Source organism: Okibacterium sp. HSC-33S16 (assembly GCF_024171565.1).
Taxonomy (GTDB): Bacteria; Actinomycetota; Actinomycetes; order Actinomycetales; family Microbacteriaceae; genus Mycetocola_A.
The window spans coordinates 257,647-274,420 of sequence record NZ_JALJZZ010000002.1 but is presented as its reverse complement, the minus strand read 5'-3'; the positions used below and the strand labels follow the sequence as shown (position 1 = coordinate 274,420).

Sequence of the window (16,774 nt, the reverse complement as noted above, 5' to 3'; positions counted from 1 at the left end):
CGGGCAAAGTTATAGTGCAGCGTCCCCGTCACGTCCTATCCAGGGGTTCGGGTGAGCGCGGCCCCGAGTCGGTCGAGCGTGATTCCCCAGTTCTCTTCAATACCCACCTCTTCCCATGCGCGCACCTGCGCGGGCGTGAGGTGGTCGGGAAAGGCGAGAGTGAAGATGAGGTCGGTCGCTGGACGTGCGTCGCCCCGCGCCTCGGCGGCGTCCGTCGCATCGAAGAGCACAGTGATGAGGGGCACGTCGTCGAGATGGTGCATGTCGAGTTCCGGCCAGCCGCCGACAGCGCCCCAGGAGAAGACGAGCTTTTCGCCGGGTGAGATCTCACGGTAGATGCCTCCAGTGACATAGCTGGACGACTCGTCGAGAACCATTCGCTGGCGCCAGGCCCCGCCGACTCGAAGATCGACGTCGATCGGCTCGGACGGCGTCGGCTGGTCGGGGTTGAAGAACCAGCCGAGGTGATCGGGGTCGGTCCACGCCCGAAAAGCCACTTCGTGCGGAACCGGGAAGGTTCGCAGCAAGGTGAATCCACGGTGAAGTTCATAGCTGGTGCTCATCGATATCCTCCTGCTGCGTTGAACGGCCGTGCCGTGTCTTCTCACGCAACCGTGGCGAGCCAGACGCGTCAACCCTTTGCCCGAAAAGCTCGGTCGTGCTTCACCGAAAAAACATTGAACTTTATGGTTCACTGTCGTAAAGTGAACCATATGGTTCATGAAGCGATTCTCGATCAAACATTCTCGGCCCTGTCCGATGCCACGCGGCGCTCCGTGCTGACACGACTCGGCGACGGACCGGCGACGATTGGAGAACTGGCAGAGCCTGCGGGCATGACACTCACCGGGATGAAAAAGCACGTTCTCGTTCTCGAGAACGCCGGACTGGTTGTGACCGAGAAAGTGGGGCGGAGCCGACAGGTGCGCCTCGGAACCGAGCGGCTGGACGACGCCATGACCTGGATCAGTTTCTATCAACGGCTCTGGGAGCGTCGCCTTGACGGCCTGGACGCCTTCTTCACACTGCAGAAAGGAAGAGAAAATGAGTGACACCACCGACGCAACGGCGCTTCGAATCACGCGTCTGCTGCCCGCAACACCCGATGAGGTCTTTGACGCGTACACCGACGCCGAGAAGCAGAAGACTTGGTTCAGCATTCTCGAGGAGAGCCCGGGAATCGTCGAAATCACCGTCGACCTCCGGGTTGGCGGAACGCAGACGGCGACGTGGGGGCCTGATGCCGACACTCTCTTCCGCGAGACCCAAACCTTCCTCGAGATTGACCGGCCCCACCGACTGGTCACCGAGTCGACGGGAAGCAGCCCGGACGGCCAGAGCATGACCACCCGTATCGAGCTCACCTTCGAGGCGCAGGGCGACAATTGCCTCGTCACTGTCGTGCAGAGCGGCTTCCCCACCGCCGAGATGCGCGACTTCTTCTCATCGGACGTGTGGGTCGGCGCGTTCGCCCGCATCGACGCGTTCCTCCGAGCACACCATGGCTAGCCCGGGAACTGTTGACGAGTACCTCGCGGACTTCCCGTCCGACCGCCGAGCAATGCTTCAGGGCATTCGCGAAGCCGTTCACCGTGGTGTGCCCAACGCCGAGGAGAAGATCCGCTACGGCATGCCGGCGATCATGCTTGGCGGACGCTACGCCATCCACTTTGCCGGCTGGAAAAAGCACATCGGCCTCTACCCGGTGCCCCGTTTCGACGAACCACTGGAGAGCGAGGTCGCCCCACACCGCACCGAGAAAGACTCGGTGACGTTCTCGTGGAACGACCCCGTTCCCCTCGACCTCATCGAACGGATCTCAGCCGCCATCGCCGGACGGCGGGCATCGGCTCAGTAACCGGTGCCGCGCTCCTGCAGGAACGCGTAGCCGTCGCGACGGCCAATCATCGAACCTACCGGCCACCGGTTGGCCGTGTAACGGGAATCACGCACCATCTGTTCGGCGTAACCGTCACGCGCGCATTCGCGACAGCATCCGCTCATCACGATCGTTCGAAACTCATTGAGGTCGAGGGAGGGCAGATCTGCCACGACCGCTTGCGTAGTCAGCCGCCCGGAGGCCGCACCGACGAAGGAGAAACTGCCGATGCAGTCGTCGACATCGCATGAACAGGGGCCGGGGTCGAGCACCAGTTCGCCTTCGATGGCTAATGAATTAATGGAGCCGTCGGGCTGTTCGATGACGGGTGGTGCCACAAGTACCTTCATGATGTCCTCCAGGAAAATGGATAGGTCATCCGGCACAGTTCAGGTATAGGTCGCCCCTCCGACATCGCGCTCGATGCGGCGGCTACTGCTCGGTCAGGCCTCCTTCGGCGTCGAGGTAAAGGGTGCGAGTGAGGCCGAGCCGCTCGAGGAACGCGGCATCGTGGCTCACCACAAGCAGGGCCCCACGGTAGGCCCGAAGGGCGTCGACCAGCTGCTCAACACTCGAAAGGTCGAGATTGTTCGTGGGTTCATCGAGAATGAGCAATTGCGGCGGCGGGTCGCTGAGAAGCAGCCGCGCCAGAGCGACACGGAACCGCTCACCACCAGAGAGTGTGCCCACCGGCCGCTCAACGGTCGCGCCGCGGATGAGGAAGCGGGCAAGCCGGTTGCGGATGGTACCAACCGGCACGGTGGAGGCGACCGCCTGCACGTTCTCGAGCACGGATGCGTCGTCGTCGAGGCCATCGAGGCGCTGTGGCAGGTACCCGACACGGTCGGTCAGCAGGGTGCCGGAAGCACGACCGTGGTGATCGGGCGTGTTAGCGAGCAGGTTCTCGAGCAGCGTCGTCTTCCCGACGCCGTTCGGACCGACGAGCGCGATCCGTTCGGGCCCCTGCACCGTGAACGAGCGGTTGGTGCCGACGAGTTCTGCAATGCGACGGGCATTCGACACATCGGGGTCAGGCAGGTCGACGACGATGTGGGCATCGTCACGAACCCGAGCGTCGGCGCTGTCGAGCGCGGCCTGGGCGCTGAGTACCTTCGCCTCGCCCTCAGAACGCAACTTGCCCGCCGACACCTGCGCGCTCGACGCCCACCCGTTCATGACGATGGGCGCCGCGCGTTTGTTCTCCCGGTTTTTCCTCGCCGTCCTCGCGCGACCGGCGAGTGTGACCTCGGCTTCGATGCGCTGCCGCTTCTCGGTTTTCACAACCTGTGCGGCGGTGCGCGCGGCCTGAACGGCGGCGTGCTGCTCGACATCAAGTGCGTTCTTCCACTCCGAGTACGGACCACCGAAGATGCTGAGCTCACCGCCGTGCAGCTCGGCCGTATCGTCCATGAGCTCGAGCAGAGCGGTGTCATGGCTGACCACGACAAGGGTGCCCGGCCAGCCGCGCACAAGGGTGGCGAGTTGCGCCCTCGCCTGCCGGGAGAGGTTGTTGGTTGGCTCGTCGAGGAGCGTAATCGGTGCTCGGCGGAGCCGGATTCCCGCTATCGCGACAAGCATCGCTTCACCCCCCGACAGCTCGGCGACACTGCGGTCGAGGCCAATTGCACCCATTCCGATGGACCGCAGCGCCTCGGCGGCGTCGGTTTCGATGTCCCAATCGTCACCGAGCGCGTCGAATCGCTCCTCCGACACGTCACCAGCCTCGATAGCGCGGAGCGCGTCGACTTTGGAGGCGATGCCGAGCAAGCCAGCGACCGTCATGCCGACATCGAGCGTGAGCGTTTGAGGCAGGTAGTCGACATCCCCGGCCGTGGAGATTCGCCCGGCCGTTGGCGAGAGCTGGCCGGCAATGAGGCGCAGCAGCGTGGACTTGCCGGAGCCATTAACACCAACAAGGCCGGTGCGCCCGGCGCCGAAGGTTCCGGTGATGCCGGTGAGAACGTCCGATCCGTCAGGCCACGTCAGGCCAACGTCAGACAGGGTGATAGTTGAGTTCTTGAGCGTAGACATGCATCTCCCGAGGTTTCAGTGGTCGCACTGAACACCGGAGCCGGGAAACGGCAATCGACGAGTGTCAGCGCGCGGATTGCGGCGCGAAACCGTCGAAGAACTTCACCGGAGTGATCCTCACACTGGGAAACAAGAACGCCTTAGTGTTCCACGGCGATGTCGGGTTTGGCAAGAGAACGGATGCCTATGGCCTGCTCGGCCAGAAACGGCGACTCGGCTCTGCTCCGTCATGTTTGGCGACGTTTTTCCGGTTTTCTTGACCCTTACCGGCCGAGCAACCACAACCCGAAGCACGAACGACCCATACCGACCGAGCAACGGCATCACTACAACGCATCCTGGCCCGAGGTGACGCGGGCAAGGTCGGCCACCACGTCGGGCAGCGAACCGGTACGCGCGAAAACCGCCCGCTGCCGCACGGCACCATTCCCACGGGCGAGCACAGCCGCGATCCCCCGCTCAACGAGCTCGTCGTCACCCGTATCGACGAGCGCCGGGCGCACGAACTCATGGAGTTCACCGACGACGTCCGCCACCGGGCGCGGCACGAGGCTGAACGGATCGAGAAGGTTCCCCGTCACGCCGTAACGCCCCGCTTGCCAACTGGCCAGGCGCAGCATCGACGCGGTCACCGGTGGCGGAGTCTCGCCAGCGCGCCAGGAGCGAGCCGTCATCTCGACGAGTCCCCGAGCCAAAGCGGCGAGAAGCACGGTGTGCGAGGCGTCCACACAAACATCGGCCACCCGAATCTCGACCGTCGGGACATGGTGCGACAACCGCGCATCGAAGTAGACCATGCCCTTATCGAGCATGACGCCGGACTCGAGCATTGCTGCGACGATCGCGTGGTAGCGCTCTGCGGATCCGAACACATCGGTCGGTCCCGCGGTCGGCCAGCGAAGAATCGCCTGTGACCGGAAGCTCGCGTAGTGGGAGTCACGACCGTGCCAGAACGGAGAGTTCGCGCTCAGGGCAATGAGCACCGGGAGCCAGCAGCGGATGCGGTCGATGACCGCGACACCCTCGTCGTCGGACTCCACGGCGACGTGCACGTGACAGGCGCAGGTGAGCTGCTCACTCGCCGTTGTTCCGAAGACGTCAGCGATCCGTTCATACCGCGGGTCGCGAAACAGGCGCGGCTCCGCTTTGAGCGGCGACGATCCTGACGCGATAACGCGTGCACCCACTCCCCGGGCGGCCACGACCGCCCGATCACGACACTGACGGATGTCATCGGCCAACTCTCGAAGGTCGGCGTGCGGAGCTGTATTCGTTTCCAACATTTGCTGCTGCACCTCGTGCGCGATGGACCCCCCAAGATGCCCGGGCAGCGCGGTCGCAGGCGCCCCCGCAGCGATCCTGAGAATCCTGGTCGCGACCGAGCGGGTCGTGCCGCTCTGTGGATCGACCAGCAAGAGCTCTTCTTCGACCCCCACCGTGCGCATGGCTCCAGTGTCGCAGTCGCCACCCGTTGCCACCAGAGCCAGAGTGGGGAATGCTGGAGCATCGAAGAAAGGGGACACTGCCCATGTGCCGATTGCTCGGATACGTCGCCGCCCGCCCACTCGCACCGGTCGATGTCCTTGGTGAACCCGCCTTCGACACCTTCACCTCTTTGGCCACTCTGCACGGCGACGGCTGGGGTGCGGCGTGGCACGACGCAGACGGCACGACGCATGCCGTGTCCAGCCCGGAATCAGCCGCCCGGGACTCTCAGTACGCCGAGGTAACGCGGCAACCACTGGGAACGGCCGGCCTGGTGCACTTGCGCTGGGCCACAGGAGGACTTGCGGTGGCACCGGAGAACACGCATCCGTTCACCGACGGCAATTACGCGTTCGCCCACAACGGCAATATCGCGCCCATCCCACAGCTCGAAGCCCTGTTGACGCCGGAGTCGACGGCAAAGCTGAGAGGAGCGACCGACAGCGAGCGATATTTTCGGTTCGTCCTGCAGTGCATCGAGGAAGCTGAGTCGGAGGCCAGCGGTGTCACTCGGGCGCTGCGTATCCTCATGAAGGAGTTCCCGGAGGCGAGCCTCAACGCCTTATTGCTGACCCCGAGCACGACGTTCGCAATACACATCAACAGCCTTGCCGCGTCGCCGCCCACCGCGCTCAGCGCGTTGTATGCGTTTCCTGAGGAGATGCCAACCCGGCATGCAACCGAGTACTACGCCATGGACTACCGCATCACTCCCGACGCGGTCCACGTGATTTCGAGTGGACTCGACGAACCTGGGTGGACCCACGTTCCGCCCGATTCCGCTGCGATGGTGGACCTGGAGACACGACAGGTGACCCGGCTCGACCTGCTCCCGGTGGGCCCGGGCAACTGAGTCTCGCTAGCGCCGCGGAGCAATACGCACGGCTGGGCCGAACCGGCCGCGCTGCACCTGCAACCGCAACTGACCTCGCCGGGCAAGGACGACCGCAACGATTGCCGCGGCGAGCGCCGGCACACCGCCGGAGACCACCATGCCGGCGTGTGCACCGAACTGTTCGATGATCACGCCCATGAGTGGACCACCAATGGCCTGCCCGCCGAGCAGCACGAGGACGTAGAGCGACATCACCCGACCGCGAATGCCAATGTTGCTCGACATTTGCACGAGCGAGTTTGACGCGGTGAGGAAGAGCAGGGAAGCCACGCCGACGGTGACGAGGCACGCGGCGAACAGCGCGATCGACGGCATGAGGCCGGCAGCGGCCTGCAGCAGTCCGGTGGCGCCCACGCAGATCACGATTGTGCGCAACCGAATCGACGCCCGACGGGTGGACAACAGCGCCCCGGTCAATGCGCCGACCGCGACCATCGAGTTGAAGAGCCCATATCCGCCTGGCCCCACGTCGAACACGTCGTCGGCGTAGCTCGCGAGGAGCACGGGCATGGTCAGCCCGAAGACCGCGAACACGGCGATGAGGATGACCGGGTAGATGATGGTGGGCTTCGCCACGGCGTAGGCGAGCCCCTCTTTCAGCTGCCCCTTGGCGCGCGGGGACGGTGCCACCCGGCTCATCTGGTCGGCGCGCAGGAGGCCGAGCATGCCGATCACGACAACGCAGGCCACACCGTTGATGACGAACGCCGGCCCGGCACCCACGCTCAAGAGCAGTGCTCCGGCGATGGCCGGCCCGATCATGCCGGCCAGTTGGAAGACCGATGAGTTGATGCTGATCGCGTTGCGGAGATTGCGCTGCCCGACGAGCTCCGTGACGATCACTTGCCGTGCCGGATTGTCAATGACCGTGACGAGACCGGTGGCGAAGGCAATAGCGAACACATGCCACGCTTCGACGACCTCAAGCAAGGTGAGCACGGCGAGCCCGATGCTGAGGACAGCAAACAACGATTGCGTGATGACCATGAGCATCCGCTTGCTGTATCGATCGACGATCACGCCGCCAAACAGACCGAAAAAGAGCATCGGTGCGAACTGCATGGCCACCGTGATGCCGACAGCCGTCGGGCTGCCGGTGAGCTGCAGGACAAGCCAGTCCTGGGCGATGCGCTGGGTCCAGCCGGCGGTCATCGCGAGCAGGTTGCCGGCCGTCCACAACCGGAAGTTCGGCACGCTGAGCGCAATGAAGGTCTTGCGCCAGGGCAGGCGACCGGTGTGCATGGAGAGGGGTTCGGTGGGTGGGAATGCGGGTGAGTGCGCCGAAGCCACAAAATCTCCTGGAACGTTGGAAAGCGGATGCCATTTATCACGTTAGAGAAAGCACCTCCATTCGGTCCCTCAATGCCTAGAATTAGTGCCATTGGTAATCCGAATACCGACGCCGGCGTCGGACCGTTCAGGAAGGTCGCAAGTGTACGACCCTGTACTGCTGAAGACATTTCTTGTCGTCGCGGAAACGCACAGTTTCACGAACGCGGCACTGCGGCTCGGCATCAGCCAGCCGACGGTGAGCCAGCAGATGAACAAGCTCGAGAAAGCTGCGGGCCGGATGTTGCTGGTGCGGGATACCCGCGAGGTGCGACTCACCGACAACGGCGATGCGATGGCCGGATTCGCCCGCACCATCCTCGCCGCGCACGCGGCAGCCGAGAGCTATTTCAACGGCTCGGCCATGAAGGGGCGGCTGCGTTTCGGCGCGGCCGACGACCTCGCCATCACCCAGTTACCGAAGATGCTGCGACAGTTTCGGCAGCTCTACCCCGAAATCAACCTTGAGTTGACCGTCAACCAAAGCGGCCCATTGCGGCGGCGACTTGAGGCCGGGCACCTCGACCTGATCTTCATCAAGCAGACCGCCGGCGAGGCGACCGCGAGCACCCGTGTGGCTAAAGACACCCTGGTGTGGATGGCGCAAGACACGCTGACTCTCGGTGAGGATAGCCCGGTTCCGCTCATCGCCTACCAGGCGCCAAGCCTCAGCCGACAGGTCGCGATCGACGCGCTGGAGGCAGCCGGGCGAACCTGGCGGATCACCTGCAACACCCGTGACGTCAACGGCATGCTGGCCGCGGTGCGGGCGGGAATTGGGGTCGCTGCCTTTCCGCACTCCCTCATTCCCTCGGACCTGGTCAAGGTGAGTAATCGCTTCTCGCTGCCCGAACTCGGGGATGTCGACTATGTGTTGATGGCGAATCCGTCTGCCGCGAAAGAGCCCGTGCAGGCTCTCATGTCGTCCATCATGAGCCGGGGAGTGCGCCGCGAGGCGTGAACTGTCTGGTCGAGTGCTGAGAGAGTTTCAGGTCCGACAGTCCACCCATCGTTTTCGCCGGTATCCTTCTCTTCGGGCTCGCGCTTTTACCCCCTATTTTGACGGCGCAGGCTCCCCCACCCCACACCTGCCCGGAGGATCGGATGTCGGCCGAAACCATACTCATTGATCTCGACGTGCTCGCGAATTCGGTTCGCGGGGCCCTCGAGATCGAACCGGTCGTTGGCGGCTTCAGCCTGCACCGCCTTCCCTCGTGGACGCGTTCACAGCACGCGGATTCTGACATTGAGCGCATGGCGAGCCACACCTCAGGCGTGTCGCTTCGGTTGGTGACCGCCGCGACCGTGCTCGGCCTCGACATCACCTTCGCCCGGACGGCCATTCGAGGACAGCGCCCCGCACAAGCGGCATCCGTCATGTGCGAGGTCGACGGGCAAATCGTCGGGCACGTTGAGGCGGACGAGGGAACCGTCATTGTCACGACGGATGACAAAATGTCCACGACCCTGCCCGGGGGGCCTTCTTTGGTCCTGCTGAATCTCGGTGGGGACGGCACCCGCGAACGAGAGATCACCGTCTGGCTCCCCCAGGCCGCATCGGTGACGATCCACGGTGGAGCAGCGGATGCTCCGGTGCGGGCGACTGCTCCGACCGACGCCGTGCGCTGGGCTCACTACGGCAGCGCCATCAGTCACGGATGGGTCGCCGACAACGCTATTGGCCCCTGGCCGGTCGAGGCCTCTCGCCAATTGGGCTGGGACCTGACGAACCTCTCCTTCGCGGGCAACGCCATGCTGGATCCGTTTGTTGCCCGCGTCATCGCCGAGCGCCCAGCCGACCTCATCACGATCAAGGTCGGGCTGGATATCGTTACCGATGATGCAATGACTCGACGGACCTTTATCCCGGCGCTGCACAACTTCCTCGACCTGATTCGAGACGGTCAGCCCGATACGCCGATCGCCCTCATTACCGCGTTTGCCTGCCCGATCGTTGAGCACGCAACGGGTCCCATGCACGAGATCATGCCCGAACTGTGGGCGGCGTCAACCGAACGTGGATCGCTGACTCTATCCGACACTCGGGAACTGGTCGCCGAAGTGGCGGCCGCCCGACAGGACGACATGCTCGACGTGGTCGACGGACTCTCCCTCTTTGGTCCGGGAGATGCTTCGCACCTCACCGACAACGTGCACCCGGACCAGGCCGGGCACAACCTGATCGCACGACGCTTCGTTGGCCAGTCAAGCGACGCAGCCGCGACGCTCGGCAACCTCGTTGGCCGGCTCGCTGCCCGGGCCCGCTCACTGTCCTGAGCGGGCCTAAAAGACCTCGGTGGGCTGCTCACCCGAGTTGGATTTAGGGCGACGCCGCCGGAAGATCGCCATTCGCCCCGCTGGCATGACCGACTCATCCGTCTCATCGGTTTCCAGTCCGTAGTGCGAGCCGATGCGGTCCACAAAAGCGGCTCGCCGAGCCTTCTCATAGGCCCGATGTTCTCGGCCGAAGGCGATAGTTGTCGCCCAGCACATGAGAAGCATGATGACGCTGAATGGCAGAGCAATAATGATCGCCGCCGTTTGTAGAGCCTGAAGACCGCCAGCGAGAAGCAGAGCGATTGCAAGGGCGGAGGTGACGCAGGCAAAGAACGCGCGGATCCAGCGTTTGGGCTCAACTTGTCCGCCACTAGCGATCATGCTCATAACGAGGGACCCGGAGTCCGCCGACGTGACAAAGAACACGGCGATGAGGAGAATCGCGCCGACCGTGAGGACGGAACCCGCTGGCAACTGCTCGAGCATGGCAAACAGCGCACCCTCGACGTTCACTGATCCATCGTCGGCGACGAGTCCACCCGGTCCGTTGACCTGCGAGTAGAGCGCCGTTCCACCCAGCACGCTGAACCAGAGGAAGGTAATGAGCGTCGGCACGAGCAGGACACCTGTGACGAATTGCCGCACCGTGCGACCGCGGGAGATGCGTGCGATGAAGATGCCAACGAAGGGTGCCCACGAGATCCACCAGCCCCAGTAGAACGTGGTCCATGTTGCCTGCCACGTCTCGCCAGCCTCACCGCTGAATGCACCGGTATTGAACGAGAGGCCGATGAAGCTTTGGAGGTAGGCACCGATCGATTGCACGAAGTCGCGCAACAGGAACTGGCTGGGTCCCACGATGAGAATGAACAGCACAATCATCCCGGCCAGCACGAGATTAATGTTCGAGAGCCACTTCATACCCTTGGCTACCCCCGACAGCACCGAGAAGAGCACAGCTCCCGTGATGATCAGGATCAGAACGATATTCAGGAACTCGGATGCCTCGATGATCCCGGCGCTCTCCAAACCAGCGCTGATCTGCACGACCCCGAGGCCAAGCGAGGTGGCAACGCCGAACAGCGTGCCGACGAGCGCGACCACGTCGATGAGGTTGCCCCAGCCGCCCCGCACTCGCTTGCCGAGTAGCGGCTCGAGCGTCCAACGAATGGAGACCGGCCGGCCGCGCCGGTGGATCGCGTAGGCGAGCGCCAAACCGACAACGACATAGATCGCCCAGGCATGAACGCCCCAGTGCAAGTAGGTCTGTGACAGCGCCTGTTGAGCTAGTTGACTCGGGGTCCCTTCAACACCGGGTCGCGGGTTGGCGAAGTGGCTGAGCGGCTCCCCCACACCATAGAAGACCAGGCCGATGCCCATCCCGGCCGCGAACAGAAGAGAAAACCAGGAGCCAAGCGAGAACTCGGGTTCGTCGTCGTCCTTGCCAAGCTTGATGTCTCCGAACCGGCTGAACCCGACCCACAGGCTGAAGATGACGAAGAACGCGGCGATCAGAACGTAGTACCAGTTGAAGTTGCTGACGATGCCCGCTTGGATTCCTGCGAAAAGCGACTCGGCAGCGTCCGGGAAGATGATGGCAAACGCGACGAAGAGGAGCACAACGATCGCGGCGGGCCAGAACACCCACCGGGCGACTTCGGGCGTTTTGCTCGGCGTGCTGGTTGGAGCGGTGGAACTGGACATGCGGCCAGCCTAAGACGCGCCCATGGCTGCCGAAAGGGGCGGCGTGGCTTAGCGCAATGTGCTAAAACGCGCGGGACCTCGGTGCCGGACATCGACCTGAAGCAGGTCACCGTTGCGAGATACGGACACAGCTGAGAGGTCCGCTGCCGCCAGGTCAAGGTGTCCAAGTTCACTCAGGCGATGGCTCGTCTCGAGACCGAGCACGCGCGCGCCCGCCCTGCGGCCCGCAGCTGCCCCGGCCGGAGCGTCCTCGACCACGAGGCAGTCAGACGGGGTGAAGCCCAAGGCCCGTGCGGCCAGCAGGTAACCCTCGGGATCGGGCTTGCCGACCGTCACGTCGCCGGCCGTCACGAAGACCGTGGGAATCGGGAGACCGGCCGCTCTCAGCCGTGCCGTCATGAGTTGCCGCCCGCCCGACGTGACGGCCGCCCAGCGCTCCTGCGGCAGCGACGCCAGCAAATCAGGTGCACCGGGCAGGGCGATCACGTCGTCAAGGTCGCCTAACTCGATCTCGTCGAGATCACGCACCGCCTGAGCGCGGGGCTCAGTCGGGATGAGGTCCCCGACCGTGTCTTCGGACCGGCGGCCGTGGCAGACGGCGAGCACGGCGTCGGGGTCAATCCCGTACCGGTCGGACCAGATTCGCCAGGTTCGCTCGACGGCGGGCGTTGAGTCGACCAGGGTCCCGTCGATGTCGAAGAGGATGGCCCTGACCGCAACGCTCATGCTTCACCTTATCCGTCGGCCACGACGCCGGGTCAGCGAAGGACCGACACCCCGAGCGCCGCAAACACGCCGAACGCCGTGCCCCAGATGATGATCGAGATGGTCTGCCAAAGGATGACCGCGTTCTTCGACGCACCGAACGACACCATGGCGGCCGAGGTGATCTGGCTGGGCAGCAGGGTCTGGCCGAGCAGACTCACGCCGGCGACGCCGTACCGGTCGAACCGTTCGCGCAGTTTCGCGCGGCGGGGCGTCTCGGGCTTGACCGCCTTACCCTCACGCACCTTCGAGCGCACGCCGTGGGCGCTCAGCACGAAAATGAGCATCGACACGACGTTGCCGACGATCGCGGCGACGATGGCCACCGCCGGGTGGATGCCGGCCAGGATGCCGATGACCGAACCGAAGTAGGACTCCACAAACGGGATAGCCGCGGCCAGGATCACGCCAACCCACTGCAGAACGTCGGGAAGGGAAGAGGTGAAGTCGCGCAGTGTGTCAATCATGGGAGTGCCTTTCGAGTGGTGCTGGAGAGCGGGAGAACTCCATCCTTCCGAGGATGAACGTGACGTTGTAGTGTCGCCGAGTCATGGCATCCGCTGTGCTTCTGCACGTCAAATCGTGACAAATGTCACTGCTCTACGCTGGGAGGCATGCACCACCGAACTTGCTCGAAACGACCGTCGTGACCGCGGTCCACCGGCCAGATCAGGCGCGCAGTGTGCAGACCACCTGGTTGTACACGCTGGGCGCGATCGTTTTCTTCTTTGTTGTGCTCGACGCGATTCTGCTGCTCACCGCGCTGGCGAACTACTCGTCCTCACGGTCGCTACTCGATGCCGCGCTCGTCGCCCTGATCCTCGTGTCGGCCGCGGTTCACGTGCGCTATTGCTTCTTCCTGCGCGTTGGTCGAGGCGGCGGGATGCCACGCACCGCATGGACGGTGGCGCTCGTCGTTCCTGCGCTGGTCGCCTGGGTGCTTGGTCTGTTCGCCGGTGGTGCCGGTTTGTTCGCCGCGATCCCACTCTGGATGGCCGTCAACGCAATGGCTCCGCTGTTGCCGAAGGCCCAGCGCTGGACGCTCATTCTCATTGGCGCCGCTGTCACGATTGTGCACCCGATCTGGGCTTCAGTCGGATTCGACAACGCGTTCGACGTCGAGGCCGCTGGCCGCGCATGGCTCCTGCTCACCTACGGCCTGTGCCTGCCGTTTATGGTGCTCTCGAGCCTGTGGTGGTGGGAAATCGTCGTGACCCTCGACAAGCACCGCTCGGTCGCCGCCGAACTCGCCGTTGCCCAGGAGCGGCTGCGCTTCGCCAGTGACCTGCACGACATTCAGGGCCACCACCTCCAGGTGATCGCGCTCAAGAGTGAGCTCGCCGAGCGCATGCTCGCGATCGACCCCGATGCCGCCCGCGAACACGTGCACGAGACCCGGCTGATCGCCAAGCAGGCGCTCGAGGAGACCCGCTCACTCGTCGCCGGCCTGCGTGAGGTCGACCTCGGCGCCGAGCTGGAGAACGCTCGCGAGGTACTCACTGCCGCCGGCGCCGACTGCGAGCTGCAAGTCGGCGCCATGCCCACGAATCCCGAGGTGCGACGCGTGCTCGCCCTCGTCGTTCGCGAGGCGACCACCAACATCCTCCGGCACAGTTCGGCCAGCACGGCCGCCATCCGACTGGAAACCGCCGCCGGTGTCAGCACCCTCGAGATCGAAAACAATGAACCGAATTCGATAGCGGATGCGTCGGCGCGCGCCACCTCGAGCGGTCTCGCCGGTCTCCGTGACCGGGTGGCTGCCGTGAACGGCACCCTCGAGACCGGCTCCCGCGACGGCCACTTCGTTCTGCGAGCGCGAGTACCTGGACGGAGCGAGGGATGACCACGACCGAGCCCCGTCACATCCGTTTGTTAATCGCTGACGATGAACATCTCATTCGCGGTGCGCTCAGTGCGCTGCTGAACCTTGAGCCCGATATCGAGGTGGTGGCGAGCGTCGACAACGGTGTAGCCGCCGCCGAGCAGGCGCTCGCGACGAAGCCGGATGTGTGCCTGCTCGACCTCGAGATGCCGGGTGCCGATGGAATCGAGGCGGCGGCGCGGATCCTTTCCACGGTGGCGACCAAGGTGGTGATCGTGACCCGGCATGCCCGGCCGGGTGTGTTGCGGCGGGCGCTCGCAGCTCGCGTGTCGGGGTTTGTCCCGAAGTCGACGCCGGCCGAGGAGCTCGCCGATGTCATTCGGGACGTGGTGGCCGGGAAGCGGTACATCGATCCGGAGATCGCGGCGACCGCGTTGACGGCCGAGCGTTGCCCGCTCACCGACCGCGAGCTTGACGCGTTGAGGTTCAGCCGGTCGACGATGAGCGTGCAGGAGATCGCCGACCGGTTGCACCTCGCGGCAGGAACCGTGCGCAACTACCTCTCGTCGGCGATGACCAAGCTCGATGCGCGGTCCCGGCACGAGGCCGCCGAGATCGCCTGGCAGCAGGGCTGGATTTAGCCCGCACTCGGCCTCTCCCGTTTCGGCGGAAAAGCGACCAACCCACTTGTGGCACGCACCGCTGAGTGCTTCGATATGCGTATTCCCACGGGCGCGTGACGTACCGCGAGAAGACAGTGCGGGTCTTCGGAGAAGGGAACGCTCATGGTTGCGACGACAGTGCCCGTTGTTGGCGGCGGGATTGCACGAAGTCCGATCCTCATCGGCGCGGTGGGCGGGTTGGCGTGGGCTGCGAGCCTTCGGGGGTTCATGGTCGAGATCGCGGGCTTCGCAACGAGCGTCTCGTGGCTCGAAACCTTCGTCGGCATTTTGCTGCCAGGGCTCGTGGCCGGGGGGCTCCTGGGTTGGGCCGAGGTGCGCCGGCGCAGCAATCGCTCGAGCACCGCTCTGATTCTGGCGCCACTGGCCTTTCCGCTGGCGACGCTCTCGCTGCCGGGCCAACTGTGGGCGCTGCTCACCACCGGAATCGGAGGGGGTGCCCTCGCCGTACCGCTCGTCGGCATGGCTGGGGGTTATGCGCTGGCTGGCCGCCGCCGGTGGGCTCGGATCGTGTGTGGAGTGCTCGCGGTGGCGTTTTTCGCCGCCGGGGCGATCGCCTCGGTGCTCATCGGCATCCCCTTCACCGCGCGCGTGGTCTGGGTCGGCATTCTGATCGTCTCGCTTCTCGCCGTGCTGGCGTGGGCCTGCTCCATACCGCTGGCACGGTCACCGATCGCCGTGGCAGTGACCGAACCCGCGACCCATGCTGGTGCTTCTCGGGTCGCGGGTTCGCTCGACTAACGCACCGGCTCGGCAGCGACCAGGTCAGCCAGGCTCGCGTGCACCTCCGTGAAGCGGTGCCCGGCCTAAAGGTTCGCCGCGCTCCGCCTCACTTGTCTGAGATAAGGAAACAATGCCGAGACACGGGTGCCAGCGAGTCCTTCAACCGTATCCGGCGCCGAATTCCGTATCTCAGACTGCACGCTCGCCACGTGGGGCTCGCCGCCACGTGGCATCCGTCACCGTTGTCGAAATGCGATAGAGGCTCGTCGATGCAGTGAGGTAAAGCTCGGTGCCATTGGGGCCGCCGAAGCAGACGTTCGACACGACCTCGGGAACGGGGAGGGTCAGCAGTAGCTCGCCAGTAGGCGCGAAGACCTCGACGGCTTTTGACGACGAGGTCCAGACGCGACCGGCCGTGTCGACGCGGAAACCGTCGGGGGTGCCAGCGGTGCGCACGAACTCACGGCCCTCGCCGGTCGCCACGTCGTACACGCGGATGTGCCGAACCTCATCACCGCCGGTGTCGGCGACATAGAGAAGGGACTCGTCGGGCGAGAACGCGAGCCCGTTGGGGTGCACCATGTCGGTGATCACCGGAGTGGCGACGCCACTGGCCTCATCGAGGCGAAAGACGAAACATCCGCCGTATTCCTGCTCACCCGGGTGCCCTTCGCGCCCACTCGGCTGGATTCCGTAGGGCGGATCGGTGAACCAAATTGTCGAATCGGATGCCACAACCACGTCATTCGGGGAGTTGAAACGTCCGCCTGTCCACCGATCGACAAGCACCTCAACGACGCCGTCAACTTCGCGTTCCATCGCCCGGCGGCCGTGGCTGCACTGCACGACACGGCCGTCGAGATCGAGAATGCGGCCGTTGGTGTACTCGACGTCGGTGCGGTGAACTTGGGTCTCGCCGCTCTCGCGATCAAACTCGAGGATGCGGTTGTTCGGGATGTCGCTGAACCGCACCGACTGCGAGTGGGGCAGCCAGAGTGGCCCTTCGAGCCATTCACCGCCGGTCCAGAGCTTCTCGAGTCCGCCCGTGAGGAGGGCGCCAGAGTCGCTGTTGGCATCGTCGATGAGGTCCGGCATGGGTTCAATCTAGCAAGCCCGCCGACTTCGTCCCGGGATGGGCAACAGGCCTTCCTGTGGGTCGTTTGGTTCGGTCGGTAACGAATCGT

The 16,774-nt window shown here is 64.5% G+C and carries 18 protein-coding genes; 9 read left to right on the top strand and 9 right to left on the bottom strand.

Going from position 1 to position 16,774, the window contains the following annotated elements; all coding sequences use genetic code 11:
* Positions 1-35: 35 nt before the first annotated feature.
* Positions 36-563 (bottom strand): SRPBCC domain-containing protein, encoded by a 528-nt coding sequence (locus tag L1277_RS06400; RefSeq protein WP_253375534.1) that lies wholly within the window; start codon positions 561-563, stop codon positions 36-38.
* Positions 564-596: 33 nt separating this feature from the next.
* Here L1277_RS06400 and L1277_RS06395 point away from each other — a divergent pair, with 33 nt between their 5' ends.
* From L1277_RS06395 to L1277_RS06385, 3 genes are read left to right on the top strand one after another with little or no spacing between them, the layout of a single operon-like run.
* On the top strand, positions 597-1,052 hold the full coding sequence (locus L1277_RS06395) for a metalloregulator ArsR/SmtB family transcription factor (protein ID WP_253375533.1): 456 nt from the start codon (positions 597-599) through the stop codon (positions 1,050-1,052).
* Entirely contained in the window at positions 1,045-1,509 is a 465-nt protein-coding gene (locus L1277_RS06390; protein WP_253375532.1) for an SRPBCC domain-containing protein, read from the top strand. The genes L1277_RS06395 and L1277_RS06390 overlap by 8 nt, the downstream gene beginning before the upstream one ends.
* Positions 1,502-1,858 (top strand): iron chaperone, encoded by a 357-nt coding sequence (locus L1277_RS06385; RefSeq protein WP_253375531.1) that lies wholly within the window; start codon positions 1,502-1,504, stop codon positions 1,856-1,858. The genes L1277_RS06390 and L1277_RS06385 overlap by 8 nt, the downstream gene beginning before the upstream one ends.
* On the opposite strand, the gene L1277_RS06380 is transcribed toward L1277_RS06385, so the two are convergent.
* The 3 genes from L1277_RS06380 to L1277_RS06370 all read right to left on the bottom strand — a co-directional run bounded on the left by L1277_RS06380 (position 1,852) and on the right by L1277_RS06370 (position 5,355).
* On the bottom strand, positions 1,852-2,217 hold the full coding sequence (locus tag L1277_RS06380) for a hypothetical protein (protein WP_253375530.1): 366 nt from the start codon (positions 2,215-2,217) through the stop codon (positions 1,852-1,854). The genes L1277_RS06385 and L1277_RS06380 overlap by 7 nt on opposite strands.
* 94 nt (positions 2,218-2,311) lie before the next feature.
* On the bottom strand, positions 2,312-3,910 hold the full coding sequence (locus tag L1277_RS06375) for an ABC-F family ATP-binding cassette domain-containing protein (protein WP_253375529.1): 1,599 nt from the start codon (positions 3,908-3,910) through the stop codon (positions 2,312-2,314).
* Between the two features lie 326 nt (positions 3,911-4,236).
* Positions 4,237-5,355, bottom strand: coding sequence for a glutamate--cysteine ligase (locus L1277_RS06370; protein WP_253375528.1), 1,119 nt, complete (start codon positions 5,353-5,355; stop codon positions 4,237-4,239).
* Positions 5,356-5,438: 83 nt separating this feature from the next.
* Between L1277_RS06370 and L1277_RS06365 the strand changes: the two genes are divergently transcribed.
* On the top strand, positions 5,439-6,248 hold the full coding sequence (locus L1277_RS06365; protein WP_253375527.1) for a class II glutamine amidotransferase: 810 nt from the start codon (positions 5,439-5,441) through the stop codon (positions 6,246-6,248).
* Positions 6,249-6,254: 6 nt separating this feature from the next.
* Here L1277_RS06365 and L1277_RS06360 read toward each other — a convergent pair whose 3' ends face one another.
* Positions 6,255-7,532, bottom strand: a complete 1,278-nt coding sequence (locus L1277_RS06360) for an MFS transporter (RefSeq protein WP_256481530.1) — start codon at positions 7,530-7,532, stop codon at positions 6,255-6,257.
* Positions 7,533-7,722: 190 nt separating this feature from the next.
* On the opposite strand from L1277_RS06360, the gene L1277_RS06355 reads away from it, so the two are divergent.
* The gene (locus L1277_RS06355) at positions 7,723-8,580 is read left to right on the top strand and encodes a LysR substrate-binding domain-containing protein (protein ID WP_253375525.1); all 858 of its coding nucleotides are present in this window, start codon (positions 7,723-7,725) and stop codon (positions 8,578-8,580) included.
* A gap of 143 nt (positions 8,581-8,723) precedes the next feature.
* Entirely contained in the window at positions 8,724-9,896 is a 1,173-nt protein-coding gene (locus L1277_RS06350; protein WP_253375524.1) for a GDSL-type esterase/lipase family protein, read from the top strand.
* A gap of 6 nt (positions 9,897-9,902) precedes the next feature.
* Here L1277_RS06350 and L1277_RS06345 read toward each other — a convergent pair whose 3' ends face one another.
* The 3 genes from L1277_RS06345 to L1277_RS06335 are packed head-to-tail and all read right to left on the bottom strand — an operon-like array spanning position 9,903 to position 12,832.
* Positions 9,903-11,600 (bottom strand): BCCT family transporter, encoded by a 1,698-nt coding sequence (locus L1277_RS06345; RefSeq protein WP_253375523.1) that lies wholly within the window; start codon positions 11,598-11,600, stop codon positions 9,903-9,905.
* A 48-nt stretch (positions 11,601-11,648) separates the two neighbouring features.
* Complete coding sequence (locus tag L1277_RS06340; protein ID WP_253375522.1) at positions 11,649-12,326, bottom strand: HAD-IA family hydrolase; 678 nt, start codon at positions 12,324-12,326, stop codon at positions 11,649-11,651.
* Positions 12,327-12,358: 32 nt separating this feature from the next.
* The gene (locus tag L1277_RS06335) at positions 12,359-12,832 is read right to left on the bottom strand and encodes a hypothetical protein (RefSeq protein WP_253375521.1); all 474 of its coding nucleotides are present in this window, start codon (positions 12,830-12,832) and stop codon (positions 12,359-12,361) included.
* Positions 12,833-13,011: 179 nt separating this feature from the next.
* Here L1277_RS06335 and L1277_RS06330 point away from each other — a divergent pair, with 179 nt between their 5' ends.
* From L1277_RS06330 to L1277_RS06320, 3 genes are all read left to right on the top strand, one after another.
* Positions 13,012-14,208, top strand: coding sequence for a sensor histidine kinase (locus L1277_RS06330; RefSeq protein WP_253375520.1), 1,197 nt, complete (start codon positions 13,012-13,014; stop codon positions 14,206-14,208).
* The gene (locus tag L1277_RS06325) at positions 14,205-14,828 is read left to right on the top strand and encodes a DNA-binding response regulator (RefSeq protein WP_253375519.1); all 624 of its coding nucleotides are present in this window, start codon (positions 14,205-14,207) and stop codon (positions 14,826-14,828) included. Before L1277_RS06330 ends, L1277_RS06325 begins: the two co-directional genes overlap by 4 nt.
* 144 nt (positions 14,829-14,972) lie before the next feature.
* On the top strand, positions 14,973-15,608 hold the full coding sequence (locus tag L1277_RS06320; RefSeq protein ID WP_253375518.1) for a hypothetical protein: 636 nt from the start codon (positions 14,973-14,975) through the stop codon (positions 15,606-15,608).
* A gap of 171 nt (positions 15,609-15,779) precedes the next feature.
* Here the strand turns inward: L1277_RS06320 and L1277_RS06315 are convergent, their stop codons facing one another.
* Positions 15,780-16,685 carry an SMP-30/gluconolactonase/LRE family protein gene (locus L1277_RS06315; RefSeq protein ID WP_253375517.1) on the bottom strand — a complete coding sequence of 302 codons (906 nt, stop codon included), beginning with the start codon at positions 16,683-16,685 and terminating at the stop codon, positions 15,780-15,782.
* Between the last annotated feature and the right edge of the window lie 89 nt (positions 16,686-16,774).

Coding starts and splice junctions, on each gene's coding strand:
- L1277_RS06400 (WP_253375534.1), bottom strand. CDS start 563: ATGAGCACCAGCTATGAACTTCACCGTGGATTCACCTTGCTGCGAACC.
- L1277_RS06390 (WP_253375532.1), top strand. CDS start 1,045: ATGAGTGACACCACCGACGCAACGGCGCTTCGAATCACGCGTCTGCTG.
- L1277_RS06385 (WP_253375531.1), top strand. CDS start 1,502: ATGGCTAGCCCGGGAACTGTTGACGAGTACCTCGCGGACTTCCCGTCC.
- L1277_RS06375 (WP_253375529.1), bottom strand. CDS start 3,910: ATGTCTACGCTCAAGAACTCAACTATCACCCTGTCTGACGTTGGCCTG.
- L1277_RS06370 (WP_253375528.1), bottom strand. CDS start 5,355: ATGCGCACGGTGGGGGTCGAAGAAGAGCTCTTGCTGGTCGATCCACAG.
- L1277_RS06365 (WP_253375527.1), top strand. CDS start 5,439: ATGTGCCGATTGCTCGGATACGTCGCCGCCCGCCCACTCGCACCGGTC.
- L1277_RS06360 (WP_256481530.1), bottom strand. CDS start 7,532: ATGCACACCGGTCGCCTGCCCTGGCGCAAGACCTTCATTGCGCTCAGC.
- L1277_RS06350 (WP_253375524.1), top strand. CDS start 8,724: ATGTCGGCCGAAACCATACTCATTGATCTCGACGTGCTCGCGAATTCG.
- L1277_RS06345 (WP_253375523.1), bottom strand. CDS start 11,600: ATGTCCAGTTCCACCGCTCCAACCAGCACGCCGAGCAAAACGCCCGAA.
- L1277_RS06340 (WP_253375522.1), bottom strand. CDS start 12,326: ATGAGCGTTGCGGTCAGGGCCATCCTCTTCGACATCGACGGGACCCTG.
- L1277_RS06335 (WP_253375521.1), bottom strand. CDS start 12,832: ATGATTGACACACTGCGCGACTTCACCTCTTCCCTTCCCGACGTTCTG.
- L1277_RS06325 (WP_253375519.1), top strand. CDS start 14,205: ATGACCACGACCGAGCCCCGTCACATCCGTTTGTTAATCGCTGACGAT.
- L1277_RS06320 (WP_253375518.1), top strand. CDS start 14,973: ATGGTTGCGACGACAGTGCCCGTTGTTGGCGGCGGGATTGCACGAAGT.
- L1277_RS06315 (WP_253375517.1), bottom strand. CDS start 16,685: ATGCCGGACCTCATCGACGATGCCAACAGCGACTCTGGCGCCCTCCTC.